Below are 16,777 nucleotides of genomic sequence, written 5' to 3'. Positions count from 1 at the left end.
CATAAAAGACTGATAACGAAGAGTTTCGTTATATATAAAATTATATAGCGGTATATGCCGACACTCTTTTCTTTGTGAGCAACCAAAGTGAGTCTCTATGAAAATCAACGCGCCTGAAGCATTAATGGCAGCTGAGGTCACTCGCCGTGGGTTGATGAAAACCACGGCAATAGGCGGCCTGGCTATGGCCAGTAGCGCCCTCACGCTCCCTTTTACCCGACTGGCGTCGGCGGCAGATGCATTGTCCCCGGCGACAGCTCCGGAAAAAGTGGTGTGGAGTGCCTGTACCGTAAACTGCGGTAGCCGTTGTCCACTGCGCATGCATGTGGTGGATGGCGAAATAAAATATGTCGAAACCGATAATACAGGGGACGATAACTACGAAGGATTACATCAGGTACGCGCTTGTCTGCGTGGCCGTTCCATGCGTCGTCGTGTGTATAATCCGGACCGTCTGAAGTACCCAATGAAGCGAGTTGGTAAGCGTGGGGAAGGGAAGTTCGAGCGGATTAGCTGGGATGAAGCCTACGATATCATCGCCACCAACATGCAGCGTTTGATCAAAGAGTATGGCAACGAATCCATCTACCTGAACTACGGTACCGGAACGCTTGGCGGCACCATGACCCGTTCCTGGCCACCGGGTAAAACACTGGTGGCGCGCCTGATGAACTGCTGCGGCGGTTATCTTAATCACTATGGTGACTACTCCTCTGCGCAGATCGCTGCTGGCCTGAACTACACCTACGGTGGCTGGGCGGACGGTAACAGTCCGTCTGATATCGAAAACAGTAAGCTGGTCGTCCTGTTCGGTAACAATCCGGGTGAAACCCGCATGAGCGGTGGCGGGGTGACATATTACCTCGAACAGGCTCGCGCCAAATCCAATGCCCGCATGATCATCATCGATCCGCGTTATACCGATACCGGTGCCGGGCGAGAAGATGAGTGGATCCCAATCCGTCCAGGTACCGATGCGGCGCTGGTCTCAGCGCTGGCGTGGGTGATGATCACCGAAAACCTCGTCGATCAGCCTTTCCTCGATAAATACTGCGTCGGTTACGACGAGAAAACCCTGCCAGCCAGCGCGCCGGCAAACGGGCATTACAAAGCGTACATTCTTGGCCAGGGCAGCGATGGCGTGGCGAAAACGCCCGAGTGGGCATCCACCATCACCGGTATTCCGGTCGAGCGCATCGTCCAACTGGCGCGTGAGATTGGCTCAGCCAAACCGGCCTACATCAGCCAGGGCTGGGGCCCGCAACGTCATGCAAACGGCGAAATCGCGACCCGCGCCATCTCTATGCTCTCCATCCTGACCGGCAACGTCGGTATTCACGGCGGTAATACTGGCGCGCGTGAAGGCTCATATGAAGTGCCGTTCGAACGTATGCCGACGCTGGATAACCCGGTTCAGACCAGCATCTCCATGTTTATGTGGACCGATGCGATTGAACGTGGCCCTGAAATGACTGCCCTGCGTGACGGCGTACGTGGCAAGGACAAGCTGGATGTGCCGATCAAGATGATTTGGAACTATGCCGGCAACTGTCTGATTAACCAGCATTCTGAGATTAACCGTACCCATGAAATCCTGCAGGATGACAAGAAGTGCGAGATGATTGTGGTGATCGACTGCCACATGACCTCCTCGGCAAAATATGCCGATATCCTGCTGCCGGACTGTACTGCGTCAGAGCAGATGGATTTCGCATTGGATGCCTCCTGCGGCAACATGTCCTATGTGATCTTCACCGATCAGGCCATCAAACCTCGCTTTGAGTGCAAAACCATCTATGAGATGACCTCTGATCTGGCGAAACGTCTTGGCGTTGAGCAGCAGTTTACTGAGGGGCGTACTCAGGAAGGGTGGATGCGCCATCTGCATGAACTCTCCCGTAAAACGATCCCTGACCTGCCAGATTTCGACACCTTCCGTAAGCAAGGAATGTACAAACAGCGCGATCCGGAAGGGCACCACGTAGCGTACAAAGCGTTCCGTGAAGATCCGCAGACGAACCCGCTGACCACGCCGTCGGGCAAAATTGAAATCTATTCTGAAGAGCTGGCAAAAATCGCGTCTACCTGGGAGTTACCGGAAGGGGATGTTATCGATCCACTGCCGATCTACACGCCTGGCTTTGAAAACTATAACGATCCGCTGACGGCGAAATTCCCGCTGCAGTTGACCGGTTTCCACTACAAAGCGCGTGTTCACTCCACGTACGGCAACGTCGACGTACTGAAAGCCGCCTGCCGTCAGGAGATGTGGATCAACCCGATGGATGCCAAAGCACGCGGCATCAACAATGGCGATCGCGTACGCATTTTCAACGGGCGTGGTGAGGTGCATATCGAAGCCAAGGTTACACCGCGCATGATGCCTGGCGTTGTCGCGCTGGGGGAAGGGGCCTGGTATAACCCGGATGCCAACCGCATCGACCAGGCAGGCAGTATTAACGTACTGACCACGCAGCGTCCATCGCCACTGGCGAAAGGTAACCCATCTCACACAAACCTTGTTCAGGTTGAAAAGGTTTAAGGAGTAACCGATGACAACCCAGTATGGATTTTTTATTGATTCCAGCCGTTGCACCGGGTGCAAAACCTGCGAGCTGGCCTGTAAAGATTACAAAGACCTGACCCCGGACGTCAGCTTCCGCCGTATCTACGAATACGCCGGGGGAGACTGGCAGGAAGATAACGGCGTCTGGCATCAAAACGTTTTCGCTTACTACCTGTCGATTGCCTGTAACCACTGTGAGGATCCGGCCTGTACTAAGGTCTGTCCGAGTGGGGCGATGCACAAGCGTGATGACGGTTTTGTCGTCGTGGATGAAGATGTCTGCATCGGTTGCCGTTACTGCCATATGGCTTGTCCGTACGGCGCGCCGCAGTATAACGCAGCCAAAGGCCATATGACCAAGTGTGACGGCTGCCACTCACGTGTGGCGGATGGCAAAAAACCGATTTGCGTCGAGTCCTGTCCGCTGCGCGCGCTGGACTTTGGTCCAATTGAAGAGCTGCGTAAAAAACACGGTCAGCTTGCCGCAGTGGCACCGCTGCCGTCTGCGCACTTCACGAAGCCGAGTATTGTGATTAAACCTAACGCCAACAGCCGTCCGACAGGTGACACCACCGGCTACCTGGCTAATCCGAAGGAGGTGTGAGATGGGAAGTGGATGGCATGAATGGCCGCTGATGATCTTCACGGTCTTTGGGCAATGTGTTGCAGGTGGGTTTATCGTGCTCGCCCTGGCGCTGTTAAAAGGTAACCTCAGTGCTGAACAGCAGCAGCGTCTCGTGTTGAGTATGTTTGGTCTGTGGGTACTGATGGGAATTGGCTTTATTGCCTCAACGCTGCATCTGGGCTCACCGATGCGTGCGTTTAACTCCCTGAACCGCGTGGGGGCCTCATCACTCAGTAATGAGATTGCCAGCGGGGCAATTTTCTTCGCCGTCGGTGGGCTGGGATGGCTGCTGGCAGCGCTGAAAAAATTGCCTGCGGGTCTACGCAGCCTGTGGCTGATCGTGACCATGGTGCTGGGCGTGGTATTCGTATGGATGATGGTGCGCGTGTACAACACCATTGATACCGTTCCAACCTGGTACAGCGTCTGGACGCCGATGAGTTTCTTCCTGACGATGTTTATCGGTGGTCCGCTGTTGGGCTACCTGCTGCTGCGCGTAGCGGGTGTAGATGGATGGGCAATGCGTTTGCTCCCCGCTGTTTCGCTGCTTGCGCTGGTGGTGAGTGCAATGGTTGCCCTGATGCAGGGAACCGAACTGGCAACCATTCACAGCTCTATTCAGCAGGCCTCTGCCCTGGTGCCGGACTACGGTTCACTGATGGCGTGGCGCATCGTTCTGCTGGTCGCGGCTTTGGTATTCTGGATCGCTCCCCAGCTCAAAGGTTATCAGCCCGCGCTTCCGCTGCTGTCACTGGCTTTTGTGCTGGTACTGGCAGGTGAACTGATTGGCCGTGGTGTGTTCTACGGATTGCATATGACCGTGGGTATGGCTATTGCCAGTTAACGTTGCATTTAGTTATATCAAGCCGGGCCTCAGTGCCCGGCTTTTTCTTTTTTCGATCATGAAATTTTTCGACTGTCGTTTTGTTTTAATTTCGTTCATTAATAAATAAAAACAGATACATAATTAATATCTATAGCAGGCGTTGCATTAGCAGGATAAGTTTTTTAAATCGACAGGGAACATATTGTGCGTGACGGCTAAATAAGCGGATTGACTTTGTTTTTGCCAGTGGCATGATGCGCACGAAATCTGAACTTCCTCACGGTTTTTAACCCATGACCACCTATACCCGGCCAGTGCTTCTGTTGCTCTGTGGCCTGCTTCTGCTGACCCTGGCGATCGCAGTGTTAAATACGCTCGTCCCGCTGTGGCTCGCCCATGAAAACTTACCGACCTGGCAGGTGGGTATGGTCAGCTCGTCCTTTTTTACCGGCAACCTGCTGGGTACGCTGGTGACCGGGAGCCTGATTAAGCGCTTTGGTTTTAATCGTAGCTATTATCTCGCTTCGCTAATTTTCGCTGCCGGATGTGCTGGTTTAGGGCTAATGGTCGGCTTCTGGAGCTGGATGGCATGGCGCTTTATCGCGGGTGTAGGCTGCGCGATGATTTGGGTGGTGGTTGAAAGTGCGCTGATGTGCAGCGGTACGTCGCGTAACCGCGGACGCCTGCTGGCAGCCTATATGATGGTTTACTATGTGGGGACCGTCCTGGGACAACTGATGGTCAGCAAACTGCCAACCGACCTGATGAGCGTTCTGCCGTGGGTAACGGGTATGGTGCTGGCCGCGATACTGCCGCTGCTCTTTACGCGCATTGTGAACCAGAACAGCGAACACCAGGAAGCAACCCACGTCTGGCCGATGTTGAGACTCCGTCAGGCACGTCTGGGTGTTAACGGCTGTATTATCTCGGGGATTGTACTGGGCTCGCTCTATGGCCTGATGCCGCTTTATCTTAATCATCAGGGTGTCAGCGATTCCGGGATTGGTTTCTGGATGGCGGTCATGGTGAGTGCGGGGATCGTCGGGCAATGGCCAATTGGCCGATTGGCAGACCGTTTCGGCCGTCTGCTTGTGCTGCGCGTTCAGGTTTTCGTGGTGATCCTGGGATGTCTTGCCATGCTCAGCAACGCTGCGATGGCACCTGCGCTGTTTATTCTCGGGGCTGCCGGCTTTACGCTCTATCCGGTCGCGATGGCCTGGGCCTGTGAGAAAGTGGAACATCATCAGTTAGTGGCAATGAACCAGGCGCTATTACTGAGCTATACCATCGGCAGTTTATTAGGGCCGACGTTTACCGCAATGCTGATGCAGAATTATTCCGATAATTTACTGTTTATCATGATCGCCAGCGTGTCGTTTATTTATCTTTTAATGTTGCTACGCAAAGCGGGCGAACACCCAACCCCTGTGGCGCATGCCTGATTTATTAAAAGCCTGTCGATGACAGGCTTTTTTGTCCCCATCACAACTAAGAGTTTTACTTATTGTTTGTTTATTGCATCAGGCGATAATTGATGTGAGTCCTACTACTATAAGGCAGCAATCATGTCTACACGTCGTTTTTCCACTACCGCACTTGCCGTAGTGTTGTCTTTAACGTTTGCAACGGCTCCGGTCATGGCTAATCCTGGAAACGGGAATGGCGGTGGTCACGGAAACGGTGGCAGACAAGGTAATGGCGGCAATCATGGTAACGGGAATTCTGGTAACTCCGGTAACCATGGCAATAAGCAAAATAGCGATCAGGATAACCCTGGAAAATCGGATAAGAGCTTTAAAAGCAGTAAAGATGTCGGTAACGATGTCGACGCTCGTGTGAGTTTCGATCATGCCCGTCATCTGGCACTGAATTATGGCTTAACGGGCTATGACTCTCTGCCTCCGGGTATCGCGAAAAACCTGGCGCGCGGTAAACCATTGCCTCCGGGTATTGCGAAGAAAACCGTGCCAGCCTCTATGCTGGGTCAACTTCCTTCCTATCCAGGCTATGAGTGGCGGGTAGTAGGTGATGATTTGGTCTTAATTGCGCTGAGTACTGCGATTGTGACTTCCGTTATTAACGGCGTATTTAAATAGAATATAAAATGGCCCGGTTTTCACCGGGCCATTTTTTTAATACATTACCTTGTGGCCGTACTGTTCAAGAATACCTTTGACGCGTTCCATCGTTTCTTTCTTCGGTGGCTTCACGCCATCGAGTTTGTACTCTTCGCCCATCGCCACCCATTTATGTTTACCCAGTTCGTGATAGGGCAGAAGTTCGATTTTCTCGACGTTGCCCATGTCGCGGGTAAATTCCCCCAGAAGGTGCGCGGAGTCGTCATCATCTGACCAGCCAGGAACAACGACGTAGCGGATCCAGGTTTTGATGCCTTTATCGGCAATGTATTTGGCAAATTCCAGCGTGCGGTGGTTAGAGACACCCACCAGGTTCTGGTGGATCTCATCGTTCATCTGTTTGAGGTCGAGCATCACCAGATCGGTTACTTCAAGCAGTTCATCAATCACCGGATCGTAGCGGCGTACGAAGCCATTGGTATCCAGGCAGGTATGAATGCCTTCTTTGCGACAGGCACGGAACCAGTCGCGTACAAACTCTGCCTGAAGAATGGCTTCACCGCCGGATGCGGTTACACCACCGCCAGACGCGTTCATAAAGTGACGGTAGGTCACCACCTCTTTCATTAAATCTTCAACGGTCACTTCTTTGCCGCCGTGTGTATCCCAGGTATCACGGTTATGGCAGTACAGGCAGCGCATCAGGCAGCCCTGGAAAAAGGTGATAAAGCGGATACCTGGGCCATCGACAGTGCCACAGGATTCAAAGGAGTGAATGCGACCAATAATTGACATTGCGGTGATATCTCCAGCATCGGCCCGTCCGGGGCCTGTGTATGCACAGCTCAAAACCGGCTGTGTTAAGTCTGTTTTGGCTGTTATCCATTAAGTATAGATAGCGGACAAAAGAGACTGAGGTGGAGAGGGTGCTAAAAAGGCCCCACTTGCGTGGAGCCTTTATTGTACGCTTTTTAACGCGTGATTTCAGTCAATTCCACTTACATGGACTGAGTGAAAGTACGGGTGATAACGTCCTGCTGCTGTTCTTTAGTCAGGGAGTTAAAACGTACTGCGTAGCCGGATACGCGGATGGTCAGCTGAGGATATTTCTCAGGGTGTTCCATCGCGTCGAGCAACATTTCACGGTTCATTACGTTCACGTTCAGGTGCTGACCACCTTCGATGGACGCTTCGTGGTGGAAGTAACCATCCATCAGACCCGCGAGGTTAGTTTTACGCACTTCGTCGTCTTTACCCAGCGCATTTGGAACGATAGAGAAGGTGTAAGAGATACCATCTTTAGCGTAAGCAAACGGCAGTTTAGCAACGGAAGTCAGAGAGGCAACAGCACCTTTCTGGTCGCGACCGTGCATTGGGTTAGCACCTGGGCCGAATGGCGCGCCAGCACGACGACCGTCTGGGGTGTTACCTGTTTTCTTACCATACACAACGTTAGAGGTGATGGTCAGAACAGACTGAGTCGGGATAGCGTTACGGTAAGTAGTCAGTTTCTGAATTTTCTTCATGAAACGTTCTACCAGGTCAACCGCCATGTCATCAACGCGAGAATCGTTGTTACCAAACTGCGGGTATTCGCCTTCGATTTCGAAGTCTACAGCCAGGCCGTCTTCGTCACGAATTGGTTTAACTTTCGCATATTTGATTGCAGACAGGGAGTCAGCAGCAACGGACAGACCTGCGATACCACACGCCATGGTGCGGATAACGTCACGGTCGTGCAGCGCCATCAGAGAGGCTTCGTAGCTGTACTTGTCGTGCATGTAGTGGATAACGTTCAGTGCAGTGACGTACTGTTTAGCCAGCCAGTCCATAAAGTGATCCATGCGGTCCATGACTTCGTCGAAGTTCAGAACGTCGCCTTTGATCGGCTCGGACTTAGGACCAACCTGCATTTTCAGTTTTTCATCAACGCCGCCGTTGATTGCGTACAGCATGGTTTTCGCCAGGTTTGCACGCGCACCGAAGAACTGCATTTGTTTACCAACAACCATTGGGCTTACGCAGCAAGCGATAGCGTAATCGTCGTTGTTGAAGTCCGGACGCATCAGGTCATCGTTCTCGTACTGCAGAGAAGAGGTGTCGATAGACACTTTAGCGGCGAATTTCTTGAAGTTCAGAGGCAGTTTTTCAGACCACAGAACAGTGATGTTCGGCTCCGGAGAAGGACCCATGGTGTACAGGGTGTTCAGGAAGCGGAAGCTGTTTTTGGTTACCAGAGTACGGCCATCAACGCCCATACCACCGATAGATTCAGTTGCCCAGATTGGGTCACCGGAGAACAGCTCATCGTATTCTGGGGTACGCAGGAAGCGAACCATACGCAGTTTCATGACCAGGTGGTCAATCATTTCCTGAGCGTCTTGCTCGGTGATTTTGCCTGCTTTGATGTCGCGTTCGATGTAAGCATCCAGGAAGGTGGACACACGACCGAAGGACATTGCTGCACCGTTCTGAGACTTAACCGCGGCCAGGTAGCCGAAGTAGGTCCACTGGATAGCTTCCTGAGCGTTGGTAGCAGGACCAGAGATATCGCAGCCATATTTAGCAGCCATTTCTTTGATCTGACCCAGCGCACGGTGCTGTTCAGCGATTTCTTCACGCAGACGGATAGTCGCTTCCAGGTTTACGCCGTTTTCCAGATCGGACTGCAGGGAAACAAACTGTGCGTACTTGTCTTTCATCAGGAAGTCGATACCGTACAGCGCAACGCGACGGTAGTCACCGATGATACGGCCACGGCCATACGCATCTGGCAGACCAGTCAGAACGCCAGATTTACGGCAGTTCAGAATGTCTTTGGTGTAAACATCGAATACGCCCTGGTTGTGGGTTTTGCGGTATTCGGTGAAGATTTTTTTCAGCATTGGGTCCAGCTCGCGGTTATACGCTTTGCAGGAACCTTCAACCATTTTGATACCACCGAACGGGATGATTGCGCGTTTCAGTGGTGCTTCAGTCTGCAGACCAACGATTTTCTCAAGGGCTTTGTTGATATAGCCAGCATCGTGAGAAGTGATGGTGGAAGCAACGGAGGTGTCAAAATCAACTGGCGCGTGAGTGCGGTTTTCCAGTTTAACGCCTTCCATTACGCTGTCCCACAGCTTGGTGGTCGCGTCAGTTGCGCCAGCCAGGAAGGATTCGTCACCTTCATACGGGGTATAGTTTTTCTGAATGAAGTCACGTACGTTTACTTCATTCTGCCAGTCACCTTTCGCAAAACCTTCCCAGGCTGTGGCTAACTTTTCATTAAGCTCGGACATGTAACACCTACCTTCTTAAGTGGATTTTTTATTTACTGCCTGAGAAAACCATCAATGATGATCGTCGCCACGCAGGTAAATGACCCAGTATGTCAACCCAACTAACAGACCCCCACCGATAATGTTCCCGATAGTGACAGGGATCAGGTTATCAGTAATGAAATTCATAATAGTCAGGTGAGAGAAATTTTCCGGGGATGAACCAACTGCGGTCCAGAACTCCGGGCTTGCAAAGTCGCGGATGACAATGCCCATTGGGATCATGAACATATTCGCGATACTGTGCTCAAAGCCGCTGGCAACAAACATCGCAACTGGCAGAACCATTATTAAGGCTTTGTCCATCAGGCTGCGACCCGAGTAGCTCATCCATACAGCCAGGCAGACCATCAGGTTAGCGAGGATGCCGAGAGCAACGGCTTCGATAAATGTGTGGTGCATTTTGTGGTCGGCAGTTTGCAGGACGTTGAGCCCCCAGCCACCGTTGGCGGTCATGTACTCGCCAGAAAGCCACATCAACAAAACAAAGAGCAGACAGCCAACCAGGTTACCCACGTAGACGTTAAGCCAGTTACGCGCCAGCTGACCCCAGGTAATTCTTCCGCTGGCTTTCGCTACGACAATCAGCACCGTTGAGGTGAAGAGGTCGGCACCGCAGATAACGCAAAGAATCAGACCCAGTGAGAAGCAAATACCGCCAATCAGTTTGGCCATGCCGAAAGGCATTTCAGCAGTACCGGTGGTGGCAGTGATGTAGAAGACGAAAGCGATAGAGATGAACACACCAGCCGTGATCGCCAGATAGAACGTCTTCATCGGGTGTTTCGTTGCTTTATAGACACCTGCTTCTTCGGCAACTTTGGCCATCGCAGCAGGGAGTAAAAGATCAAAAGGGTTGTCAGCTTTCACACTAACTCTCTCTTTATTAAGTCGGCGACGAGATACTAACAAAGCATTATAGAAGAGAAATTGATATAGATCATATCTCGCCTGGCTTATAGGCCCGCAGTGTGTATGGTTTTACAACAAATGCGGAGTAAGTATTTGATTATCCGTATAAAAATAAATTTTAAAAGTTATGAAAAGAGTTGAATTTTTTCGTTCGGCCACCTCTAAAACAGTTAATTAATATGGAGTATTTACCATAAAAAGTAACAGTAAAGCCCGGGTTAATATTATTATATTTACCCATGTTTAACTTTATTATTACAATCAACAATCATTGCTGAAGAAAATAAAAAACGGGGCAATGAAATTGCCCCGTAATATAGCCCAGACGATTGAATACGCCTACTGCTGCTAATCTTATGTGCGCTTATTTTGACCAGTAAGCGGCTTTTGCTTTCTGCAGTTTTTCATAGGCGTTCAGCAGCGACTGGTGCGCCGGGAAGGCTTTCAGATCGCTATCAACAGCCTGCAGACCATAGAACGGTTCTTCGCCACTCAGGGCCGCACTGGCCGCTTCTACCGCCTCAGCACCGTACATTCGTACGAAGGCATTCAGATATTGCAGCGGCTCGCGATCCTCTTCCTGTGCAAGCAACAACAGCGTTTGCAGGCAGCGGTAATAGTTGGTGCGCTCGGCAGAGAAGACCGACTGGTTGAATTCCATGGTCCACTCGGTCCAGGCCAGGGCCTGATCCAAATCGCCACCCGCCAGGGCAAGCATCGCTTTCAGCTCTCCGATGCGCAGGGTATACCAGCCGTTGTCTTTACCGGTAGCCAGACCCAGCAGTTCGCGTACGCGGGTGAAGTCATCGTGACCTTCTTCGTCCAGTTGGGCGATCAGGTTCAGATAATCTTCTTTCTCCCACTCGCTGCCCGGCAGAGCCAGCAGCGTCTCGCGCAGGTGCGCACCCATACTGTTATTCGCCAGCCACAGATCTTCAGCCGGGTAGATGTCGGACATACCTGGCACCAGAATACGGCACGCGTAGACGCCCAGATGTTCGTAGTCGGCAATATAGACTTCCTGATCTTCCGCGTCGAAGATCGCCATCAGCGTGGCGAACTCTTCTTCAGTGGTACCGGCAAAGCTCCAGTCCACGAACGGATAGTCTGCGTCCTGCTTAAACATATCCCAGGAGATCAAACCGCTGGAGTCGATGAAATGGGTTTCGAGGTTGGTATGCTCGGCCACTTCTTCATCGTCAAATGTTGGCGGGGTGAAGACATCGAGATCTTTCAGGCTACGGCCCTGCAGCAGCTCGGTGACGGTACGTTCCAGCGCCACGCCGAAGTCAGGGTGCGCGCCGAAGGAGGCGAAACAGGTGCCGTTGGTCGGGTTAAACAGCACGACGCAGATAACCGGGTATTTACCGCCCAGTGAGCCGTCATAGGCAAAAATTGGGAAACCTTCCGCTTCCAGCTTAGCGATGGATTCCACCACGCCTGGGTAGCGCGCCAGCACGTCAGCCGGAATTTCAGGCAGGCTGATGGATTCGGCAATGATGCGGTTTTTGATGTGACGTTCGAAGACTTCAGACAGACCCTGCACACGCGCTTCATTGCGGGTGTTACCAGCGGACATACCGTTGGACACATACAGGTTGCCGACGATGTTCATCGGAATATAGACGGTTTGCTCATCAGACTGACGGGTAAACGGCAGGGCACAGATACCGCGATCGTCGTTACCGGATTGCAGATCGATCAACATGCTGGCAGTCAGTTCGTTTTCCGGATCGTAGAAGGCACGCAGGCGGGCGTCGAGAATACCTTCCGGCAGTTCGTCATCTTCGGTCAGTGGGAACCATTTTTCGTTTGGATAGTGAACAAACGGGCCGTTAGCGATAGTTTCGCCCAGCCAGAAGTCAGCGAAGAAATAGTTGGTGGACAGACGCTCAAAATACTCACCCAGCGCAGAGGCCAGTGCCGCTTTTTTTGTCGCACCTTTACCGTTGGTAAAGCACAGGGCACAGTCTTTATCGCGAATATGCACTGACCAGACATGAGGCACCGGATTGAGCCAGGAGGCTTCTTCGATGTTAAAGCCCAGATCGGTCAGTTTCTGCTGGAAGCGAGCGATGGAATCTTCCAGAGCGGCGTCTTTGCCGGGGATAAATGTTTGAGTCATGGCGTTCACTTTTATCGTACGTAAAGCGCGCAATGATACGGGTTTTGCGTGACAGGTGCCATCTCCGGCGAAAATAAATGCCTGAGCTATGCTTATAGCCAGTAACCTACTGTAAGGCATAGAAAAATGAAAGCTTTCGATCTCCATCGGATGGCGTTTGATAAAGTTCCTCCTGAGTTTTTAGGCGAAGTGGCGTTGCGTAGCCTGTATACCTTCATTCTGGTCTTTCTGTTTCTCAAGATTACGGGCCGCCGTGGTGTCAGGCAGATGTCGCTTTTTGAGGTGTTGATCATCCTGACGCTCGGGTCAGCAGCGGGAGACGTCGCCTTCTATGATGATGTGCCGATGGTGCCGGTGTTTATCGTTTTTGTCTCACTGGCGCTACTTTACCGTCTTGTCATGTGGCTGATGTCAAAAAGCGAAAAGCTGGAAGATCTGCTTGAAGGGAAACCGGTCGTTATCGTCGAAGACGGACAACTGGCCTGGGAAAATGTAAAAAGCGCTAACATGACCGAGTTCGAGTTCTTTATGGAGCTACGCCTGAATAGCGTGGAACAGCTCGGGCAGGTGCGTCTGGCGATAATGGAAACCAACGGGCAGATCAGTGTTTATTACTATTCTGACGAGGACGTAAAGCCCGGTCTCTGTATTTTACCGGATATGCTGATCGAGCGTTTCAGAACGGTTCCTGAATCTGGCCAATATGCCTGCGTGAGATGTAGTCACGTGGTAGCGATGCAGCCGGGCGATCGTCAATTATGCCCCCGCTGTGCAAATCCGGAATGGTCGAAGGTTAGCCGGGTTAAACGGCTTACCTGACAGCCATTTTGTCGGTTTTGTCCTGACGAGGCGGTAGATTGTTTTGTGTGACGCCGGGCACATTTCAGGGGGCATAAGTTTTAGACATTGCGGTGCGTGTCACTGAATGATAAAACCGATATCCACAGTTATAACTTATGGCTTTTAGCGTGGTGAGGGGAAATGGCTCAAGTCTTTAATTTCAGTTCAGGTCCGGCAATGTTACCGGCAGACGTGCTTAAACAGGCTCAACAGGAACTTTGTGACTGGAACGGTCTCGGTACGTCGGTGATGGAAATCAGCCACCGGGGTAAAGAGTTTATTCAGGTGGCGGAAGAGGCAGAAAAGGATTTTCGCGATCTGCTGAATATTCCCTCGAACTACAAAGTTTTGTTCTGTCACGGCGGTGGACGTGGCCAGTTTGCTGGTGTTCCGCTGAATATCCTCGGTGACAAAACGACAGCTGACTATGTTGACGCGGGTTACTGGGCAGCAAGTGCCATTAAAGAAGCGTATAAATACTGTACGCCGAATGTTATCGACGCCAAAGTGACTGTTGACGGTCTGCGTGCTGTGAAGCCAATGAGCGAGTGGCAGCTTTCTGATAACGCAGCGTATCTGCACTACTGCCCGAACGAAACCATTGACGGGATTGCCATCGACGAGACGCCAAACTTCGGCAGCGATGTCGTGGTTGCCGCCGACTTCTCCTCCACCATTTTGTCTGCGCCAATTGATGTCAGCCGCTACGGTGTTATCTACGCGGGTGCACAGAAAAATATCGGTCCAGCCGGTCTGACAATCGTCATTGTGCGTGAAGATCTTCTGGGGAAAGCGCATAAATCCTGTCCGTCGATTCTCGATTACACCGTGCTGAACGATAACGATTCTATGTTCAACACCCCACCAACGTTTGCGTGGTACCTCTCCGGTCTGGTGTTCAAATGGCTGAAGCAAAACGGCGGTGTGGCGCAGATGGACAAGGTTAACCAGCAGAAAGCCGAACTGCTGTATGGCGTCATCGACAAGAGCGATTTCTACCGTAACGATGTCGCGAAAACCAATCGTTCCCGCATGAACGTGCCGTTCCAGCTGGCAGACAGCAACCTGGATAAAGTCTTCCTGGAAGAGTCCTTCGCAGCAGGCCTGCATGCGCTCAAAGGTCACCGTGTCGTTGGCGGCATGCGTGCCTCCATCTATAACGCGATGCCGCTGGAAGGCGTTAAAGCCCTGACCGATTTCATGATCGACTTCGAACGTCGCCACGGTTAATTACGCTGTTTTCACCCCCGTAGCCCTGCTGCGGGGTTTTTATTATGTTGATTTGAGAGTTTAGTTTTCATGGAATCCCTGACGTTACAACCTATCGCGCGGGTAGATGGCACCATTAATCTGCCTGGTTCAAAAAGTGTCTCGAACCGCGCTCTGCTGCTGGCAGCTCTGGCTAACGGCACCACTGTCCTCACAAATCTGCTGGATAGCGATGACGTACGCCACATGCTCAATGCGCTGAAAGCGTTGGGAGTTCAATACACGTTGTCTGACGACCGCACGCGTTGCGAAGTGACCGGCAACGGCGGTGCACTGCGCTCTGGTGAAGAGCTGGAGCTGTTTCTGGGGAACGCCGGTACCGCAATGCGTCCGCTGGCGGCAGCCCTGTGTCTGGGCAGCAACAATATTGTGCTGACCGGCGAGCCGCGCATGAAAGAGCGCCCGATTGGTCATCTGGTGGATGCGCTTCGTCAGGGGGGTGCACAGATTGAGTACCTGGAACAGGAAAACTACCCGCCGCTGCGTCTGCGCGGAGGTTTTACCGGCGGTAACGTTGAGGTTGACGGTAGCGTCTCCAGCCAGTTCCTGACGGCACTCTTGATGACTGCGCCACTGGCTCCGAAGGATACGGTTATCACCATCAAGGGTGACCTGGTTTCCAAACCGTATATTGATATCACTCTGCACCTGATGAAAACCTTCGGTGTTGAGGTGGAAAACCAGTCTTATCAATGCTTCGTGGTGCGTGGTGCCCAGCAATATCAGTCCCCGGGTAGCTACCTTGTTGAAGGTGATGCTTCATCTGCATCCTATTTCCTGGCCGCTGGGGCGATTAAAGGCGGCACGGTAAAAGTGACCGGTATTGGCCGTAACAGCGTGCAGGGCGATATCCGTTTTGCTGATGTACTTGAGAAAATGGGCGCTGTTGTCACCTGGGGCGATGACTTTATCTCCTGTACCCATGGCGAGCTGAAGGCTATTGATATGGATATGAACCATATCCCGGATGCGGCGATGACCATTGCAACGGCAGCCCTGTTTGCGAAAGGTACCACGACGCTGCGTAACATCTATAACTGGCGCGTGAAAGAGACCGACCGCCTGTTCGCGATGGCAACCGAACTGCGTAAAGTGGGGGCTGAAGTGGAAGAGGGCGAAGATTACATTCGCGTCACTCCACCCGCCAAACTGCAGTTTGCAGAAATTGGGACTTACAACGATCACCGTATGGCGATGTGTTTCTCGCTGGTGGCGCTGTCCGACACGCCGGTTACTATTCTTGATCCGAAATGTACGGCGAAAACCTTCCCTGACTACTTTGAGCAACTGGCGCGCATTAGCACGCTGGCCTGATGATGTTTTGCCGCATCATCTGATGCGGCATTTCCTTACGCTTCCTGACGTTCATTTCCGTTCATTTCTTCTACACTCTGCTTCAATCATTCCGTAATTTGCACGCAAAGGTAACAGTTGCGCACGTTGGCGCGTATAATGCGCGGCGTTCATGTTAACGGTATGCCTTATTTAAGGAGAAAAAGATGACGGCAGTTGCCCCGGTAATCACCATTGATGGGCCTAGTGGCGCAGGGAAAGGTACTCTGTGCAAAGCGATGGCGGAAGCATTGCAATGGCATCTTTTAGATTCGGGAGCAATCTATCGCGTGCTGGCTCTGGCAGCGCTGCATCATCATGTGGATGTTGCGTCTGAAGAAGCGCTGGTCCCGCTGGCTGCGCATCTGGATGTGCGTTTTGTCTCGACCGATGGCAACCTGGAAGTGATTCTCGAAGGGGAAGATGTGAGCGGCGAAATTCGTACTCAGGAGGTCGCTAACGCCGCCTCTCAGGTGGCGGCTTTCCCGCGTGTTCGCGAAGCTCTGTTACGCCGTCAGCGCGCTTTCCGTGAAGCGCCAGGTCTGATTGCTGACGGACGTGATATGGGAACCGTGGTATTCCCTGATGCACCAGTGAAAATTTTCCTTGACGCCTCTTCTGAAGAACGTGCTCAACGCCGCATGCTTCAGTTGCAGGAGAAGGGGTTTAGTGTTAACTTTGATCGCCTTTTATCCGAGATAAAAGAGCGTGATGACCGCGATCGTAACCGCGCCGTCGCCCCACTTGTTCCTGCAGAAGATGCATTAGTTCTGGATTCAACCAGTTTAACTATTGAGCAAGTGATTGAAAAAGCGCTACAATATGCGCGCCAAAAACTGGCACTCGCGTAATCGCGACCGATTTAGCAGTACCCCCGCTGCAAT

At 52.0% G+C, this 16,777-nt stretch carries 13 protein-coding genes; 9 read left to right on the top strand and 4 right to left on the bottom strand.

The genetic code is table 11. The annotated features are described in order from the left end of the window. Positions 1–97: 97 nt before the first annotated feature. From dmsA to WB237_RS09390, 5 genes are all read left to right on the top strand, one after another. Entirely contained in the window at positions 98–2,542 is a 2,445-nt protein-coding gene (gene dmsA / locus WB237_RS09410) for a dimethylsulfoxide reductase subunit A (RefSeq protein ID WP_336212516.1), read from the top strand. A gap of 10 nt (positions 2,543–2,552) precedes the next feature. After that, entirely contained in the window at positions 2,553–3,170 is a 618-nt protein-coding gene (locus WB237_RS09405; RefSeq protein WP_017384545.1) for a DMSO/selenate family reductase complex B subunit, read from the top strand. A 1-nt stretch (position 3,171) separates the two neighbouring features. Beyond that, positions 3,172–4,035 (top strand): dimethyl sulfoxide reductase anchor subunit family protein, encoded by an 864-nt coding sequence (locus WB237_RS09400; RefSeq protein ID WP_028019253.1) that lies wholly within the window; start codon positions 3,172–3,174, stop codon positions 4,033–4,035. 275 nt (positions 4,036–4,310) lie between these two features. Beyond that, a complete protein-coding gene (locus WB237_RS09395; RefSeq protein ID WP_028019252.1) occupies positions 4,311–5,459 on the top strand; it encodes an MFS transporter in 1,149 nt (382 codons plus the stop codon). Positions 5,460–5,582: 123 nt separating this feature from the next. Continuing rightward, positions 5,583–6,113, top strand: coding sequence for an anti-virulence regulator CigR family protein (locus tag WB237_RS09390; protein WP_336212512.1), 531 nt, complete (start codon positions 5,583–5,585; stop codon positions 6,111–6,113). Positions 6,114–6,149: 36 nt separating this feature from the next. On the opposite strand, the gene pflA is transcribed toward WB237_RS09390, so the two are convergent. The 4 genes from pflA to ycaO form a co-directional block, all read right to left on the bottom strand. Beyond that, a complete protein-coding gene (gene pflA, locus WB237_RS09385; protein ID WP_336212510.1) occupies positions 6,150–6,890 on the bottom strand; it encodes a pyruvate formate lyase 1-activating protein in 741 nt (246 codons plus the stop codon). A 203-nt stretch (positions 6,891–7,093) separates the two neighbouring features. After that, positions 7,094–9,376, bottom strand: a complete 2,283-nt coding sequence (gene pflB / locus WB237_RS09380) for a formate C-acetyltransferase (RefSeq protein ID WP_024907798.1) — start codon at positions 9,374–9,376, stop codon at positions 7,094–7,096. Positions 9,377–9,427: 51 nt separating this feature from the next. Next, positions 9,428–10,285, bottom strand: coding sequence for a formate transporter FocA (gene focA / locus WB237_RS09375; RefSeq protein WP_336212507.1), 858 nt, complete (start codon positions 10,283–10,285; stop codon positions 9,428–9,430). 406 nt (positions 10,286–10,691) lie between these two features. Continuing rightward, positions 10,692–12,452, bottom strand: coding sequence for a 30S ribosomal protein S12 methylthiotransferase accessory factor YcaO (ycaO, locus tag WB237_RS09370; protein ID WP_336212505.1), 1,761 nt, complete (start codon positions 12,450–12,452; stop codon positions 10,692–10,694). 126 nt (positions 12,453–12,578) lie between these two features. Between ycaO and WB237_RS09365 the strand changes: the two genes are divergently transcribed. The 4 genes from WB237_RS09365 (at position 12,579) to cmk (ending at position 16,744) form a co-directional block, all read left to right on the top strand. After that, on the top strand, positions 12,579–13,271 hold the full coding sequence (locus WB237_RS09365; protein WP_336212503.1) for a DUF421 domain-containing protein: 693 nt from the start codon (positions 12,579–12,581) through the stop codon (positions 13,269–13,271). Positions 13,272–13,433: 162 nt separating this feature from the next. Continuing rightward, positions 13,434–14,522 carry a 3-phosphoserine/phosphohydroxythreonine transaminase gene (serC, locus tag WB237_RS09360; RefSeq protein ID WP_236920382.1) on the top strand — a complete coding sequence of 363 codons (1,089 nt, stop codon included), beginning with the start codon at positions 13,434–13,436 and terminating at the stop codon, positions 14,520–14,522. Between the two features lie 69 nt (positions 14,523–14,591). Continuing rightward, on the top strand, positions 14,592–15,875 hold the full coding sequence (gene aroA, locus WB237_RS09355) for a 3-phosphoshikimate 1-carboxyvinyltransferase (RefSeq protein WP_129996304.1): 1,284 nt from the start codon (positions 14,592–14,594) through the stop codon (positions 15,873–15,875). A gap of 185 nt (positions 15,876–16,060) precedes the next feature. Then, the gene (gene cmk, locus WB237_RS09350; RefSeq protein ID WP_013097305.1) at positions 16,061–16,744 is read left to right on the top strand and encodes a (d)CMP kinase; all 684 of its coding nucleotides are present in this window, start codon (positions 16,061–16,063) and stop codon (positions 16,742–16,744) included. The last annotated feature ends 33 nt before the right edge of the window (positions 16,745–16,777 follow it).

The organism is Enterobacter sp. P82 (assembly GCF_037053385.1).
GTDB lineage: Bacteria > Pseudomonadota > Gammaproteobacteria > Enterobacterales > Enterobacteriaceae > Enterobacter.
Note: the sequence above shows the minus strand (reverse complement) of the source record. Positions and strands in the feature narration are given on the sequence as shown.